The organism is Arthrobacter sp. 2YAF22_2, assembly GCF_052114645.1.
In the GTDB taxonomy this organism is placed as follows: Bacteria; Actinomycetota; Actinomycetes; order Actinomycetales; family Micrococcaceae; genus Arthrobacter.
The window spans coordinates 1-3,749 of record NZ_JBFRFD010000372.1 but is presented as its reverse complement, the minus strand read 5'-3'; the positions used below and the strand labels follow the sequence as shown (position 1 = coordinate 3,749).

Below are 3,749 nucleotides of genomic sequence, written 5' to 3'. Positions count from 1 at the left end.
GGGTCCGGGCGTAACTCATGACCGACTCCCGGACCTCGGCGGCGAAGTCCTCGTTTTCCCATTGCCGCCGGGCGAACCCGACGAGCGCGAAGCTCGGCGGCAGCAGCCCGCGGTTGGCCAGGTCGTAGACGGCGGGCATGAGCTTCTTGCGGGCGAGGTCGCCGGTGACGCCGAAGAGGACCAGCGAGGAGGGACCGGCGATCCGGTTCAGCCGCCGGTCCCGCGGGTCGCGGAGCGGATTGTGGCCCCGGCCCGCGGACTTGCGGCCGCCGTTTTGCGAGAGTGGCATGGTTGCTCTGGTGCCTTAGCTTTCGAGGGAGGGCGCGGCCTGGCCGGCCAGCGAGGAGACGAGCCGCTGCAGCTGGCGGACACCTGCGGCACGGTCCGTGAGGTGCAACCGCAGCACCGGCCGGCCGTGTTCGGAAAGGACCTGCGCATCGCCTGCGGCCTGGGCCGAAATCAGCTCCCCGAAGGTGAAGGGCCGCTCGGGGATGGCAAGATCCGTGGCGGAAGCGGCCGTGACCTGCAGGAAGACGCCGATCGCCGGGCCGCCTTTGTGGAACTGTCCGGTGGAGTGCAGGAACCGGGGTCCCCAGCCGAAGGTGACGGGACGGCCGCTGACGGCGGCGAGTTCGTCACGAATGCCCTCCAGCGGGGCGTAGCTGAGCCGGTCGAAATAGGCCTGCACGCTCAGGTAGCCGTCCGGACCGAGCTGGCCGAGCAGCGCCCTGACGGCCTCGGCCGCGGTCCCGGCACCGCCGAGCCATTCACCGCCACGGACCTCGATGGCCCCGTCGGTGAAGTTGGCCGGCGTTGGTTCCGGCTGCGCGTCCAGCAGTCCGCGGGCGGCTGACTTGGCAGCCTCGACGTCGGGCTGGTCGAACGGGTTGATCCCGAGCAGCCGCCCCGCGACGGCGGTGGCGAATTCCCAGGTCATCATCTGGGCCGCGAGGCCGCCAGCGATCGCGGCTTCGTTGGCGCCGAGTTTGACGTCGGCGTCGGCCGCCACCAGCCTGATCACCAGCGCGTCCTCGGCGCCGCCTGTCACCTCGGGGGCGTGCGGGCCTGCGACGACCGGCAGCACCCCGGTGCCGAGCTTGCCGGTGGACTCAGCGATGAGCTGCTCCGCCCAGTCCGCGAAGCCGGCGATCCCGGAGCCGTCCTCGGCAATGACGATCTTGTTGCGCAGCGGGTTGGTGCCGCCCAGCGCCGCGCCCAGGGCGAGGCCGATGTTCTCTGCGCTGTCGTCATTGAGGATTTCGGCGGCCTCTTCGGCCTCGTCCAGGAAGGCCTGGAGATCAACGCCGGCGAGCCCGCATGGCACCAGCCCGAAGGCTGTCAGCGCGGAGTAGCGGCCGCCGACGTGCGGATCGGCGTTAAAGACGGCGCGGTAGCCGGTCTCGCGGGCGGACTTGTCCAGCGGCGACCCCGGGTCAGTGACGATGATGATGCGGCTCTTTGCGTCGACGCCGGCCTCGGTGAAGGCGTGTTCGAAGGCCCGGCGCTGCGAATCGGTCTCCAGGGTCGAACCCGATTTGGAGGACACCACGATGGCGGTTTCCGTGAGCCGGTCCGCGAGGGCAGCGGCAACCTGTTCAGGGTCGGTGCTGTCCAGCACTGTCAGCTCGACGCCGGCGGTTCCGGCGATGACTTCGGGGGCCAGCGAGGAACCGCCCATGCCGCACAGGACGATCCGGCTGACGCCCTCGGCGCGGAGCGCGTCGCGCAGCGCCAGGATGTCCGCTACCAGCGGCTGTGAAACCGCTGCGGCCTCCACCCAGCCGAGCCGGACGGCGGCCTCGGCTTCGGCGTCGGGACCCCACAGGGTGGCGTCCTTGGCGAAGATCCTGGTGGCGATCCGGTCTTGGAGCAGGGCGGGCAGGTGCTGTTCGTGGGCGTGGCGGGCGGCGCCCGTGGCGTCGTAGCTGAGAGTGGTCATGGGGGACTAGGCGTCCTTCCGTGCAGCGGCGAGGGCTACCTCGACGTCGGCCAGCAGTTCCTTCCAGCTTGCCACAAACTTGTCCAGACCTTCGGACTCGAGTACGGCCACGACTTCGTTGTAGGAGATGCCGAGGGCGTCCAAGGCGTTCAGTGTCGCGTTCGCGTCGTCGTAGCCGCGGGTGACCGTGTCGCCGGTGATGGCGCCGTGGTCGTAGGTGGCGTTCAGGGTCTTTTCCGGCATGGTGTTCACCACGCCGGGGGCGACGAGCTCGGTGACGTACATGGTGTCCGGGTAGGCCGGGTCCTTGACGCCGGTGGAGGCCCAGAGCGGGCGCTGCGGCCGCGCGCCGGCCTCGGCGAGGAGGCCCCAACGTTCGGTGGAGAAGAGCTCCTCGTAGACCTGGTAAGCCAGGCGGGCGTTCGCAAGGCCGGCCTTGCCCTTGAGCGCCCGGGCTTCGTCGGTGCCGATCGCGTCGAGGCGCTTGTCGATTTCGGTATCGACGCGAGAGACGAAGAACGACGCCACCGAGTGGAGCTTGGACAAGTCGTGGCCGTTTTCCTTGGCCTGCTCAAGTCCGCTCTGGAAGGCGTTGATCACGGCACGGTAGCGYTCCAGSGAGAAGATCAGSGTCACGTTGACGCTGATTCCGCTGGCCAGCGTGGCGGTAATGGCCTCGAGGCCCTCAAGCGTGGCCGGGATCTTGATCAGGACATTGTCCTTGTTGACCTGGCCGGACAGTTCCTTGGCTTCGGTGATGGTGCCGGCGGTGTCCCACGCGAGGCGCGGGTCAACTTCGATCGAAACCCGGCCGTCGACCCCGTTCGTTGCGGCCGCGACCGGGGCGAAGAGATCGCAGGCGTCGGCGACGTCGGTGGTGGTGATCGAGAAGATCGTTTCCTCGACGCTGGCGCCGGCAGCGGCCATTTCCTTGATCTTGGCGTCGTAATCGGTGCCGGTGGTGATGGCGGCGTGGAAGATGCTCGGGTTCGTGGTGACCCCGACGACGTTCTTCTCTTCGATCAGTTTGCGCAGCGTGCCGGTGGCGAGGCGACCTCGGGACAGGTCGTCGAGCCAGATGGAGACGCCGGCGTCGGAGAGCTGCTGCGTGGGGGTGGAGGTGGTGTTCAAAGGTGACTCCTGAAATCGGGGGCCGCCGCCTGTTGGGGCGGCGGACCGGAAGGCGTGAAGTTTGGGTTAGGCCTGGAGGCCGGCGAGTGATTCCTTGGCAGCGGCGGCAACCGCTTCGGCGGTGATACCGAACTCCTGGAACAGGCGCTTGTAGTCCGCGGAGGCGCCGAAGTGCTCGAGGCTGACGGACCGGCCGGCGTCGCCGACGAATTCCCTCCAGCCCAGGGCCAGCCCCGCTTCCACGGAGACCCGGGCCTTGACGTCGGCGGGGAGCACGGACTCGCGGTACGCGGCGTCCTGCTTGTTGAACCATTCGACGCAGGGCATGGACACGACCCGGGTGGGGATCCCTTCGGCCTGCAGGGCTTCGYGGGCCGCCACGGCGAGCTGGACCTCGGAGCCGGTGCCGATCAGGATGACCTGGGCGGCCACCGTCTTGCCGCCGGTGGACGCTTCGGCCAAAACGTAGCCGCCCTTCGCAACGCCGGCGACGGAACCGAAGGTGTCGCCGTCGGCGTCGCCGGTACCGCGGTCCCAGGTGGGGATGTTCTGCCGGGTCAGCACGATCCCGGCCGGGTTCTGGTGGTTCTCCAGCATGACCTTCCAGGCCGCGGCGACCTCGTTCGCGTCGCCGGGGCGGACGACGTCCAGGCCCGGGACGGCGCGGAGTGAGGCGAGC

The 3,749-nt window shown here is 69.2% G+C and carries 3 protein-coding genes and 1 pseudogene; all 4 read right to left on the bottom strand.

Going from position 1 to position 3,749, the window contains the following annotated elements; all coding sequences use genetic code 11:
- Positions 1–289, bottom strand: a pseudogene (locus AB4Y86_RS14185) (glucose-6-phosphate dehydrogenase); the annotation flags it as partial.
- A 15-nt stretch (positions 290–304) separates the two neighbouring features.
- Positions 305–1,939 (bottom strand): glucose-6-phosphate isomerase, encoded by a 1,635-nt coding sequence (locus AB4Y86_RS14180; protein WP_441402845.1) that lies wholly within the window; start codon positions 1,937–1,939, stop codon positions 305–307.
- 6 nt (positions 1,940–1,945) lie between these two features.
- The gene (gene tal, locus AB4Y86_RS14175; RefSeq protein WP_441402844.1) at positions 1,946–3,070 is read right to left on the bottom strand and encodes a transaldolase; all 1,125 of its coding nucleotides are present in this window, start codon (positions 3,068–3,070) and stop codon (positions 1,946–1,948) included.
- 66 nt (positions 3,071–3,136) lie between these two features.
- Positions 3,137–3,749, bottom strand: a 613-nt coding sequence (locus AB4Y86_RS14170; RefSeq protein ID WP_441402843.1) for a transketolase-like TK C-terminal-containing protein, incomplete at its 5' end; no start/stop codon positions are given.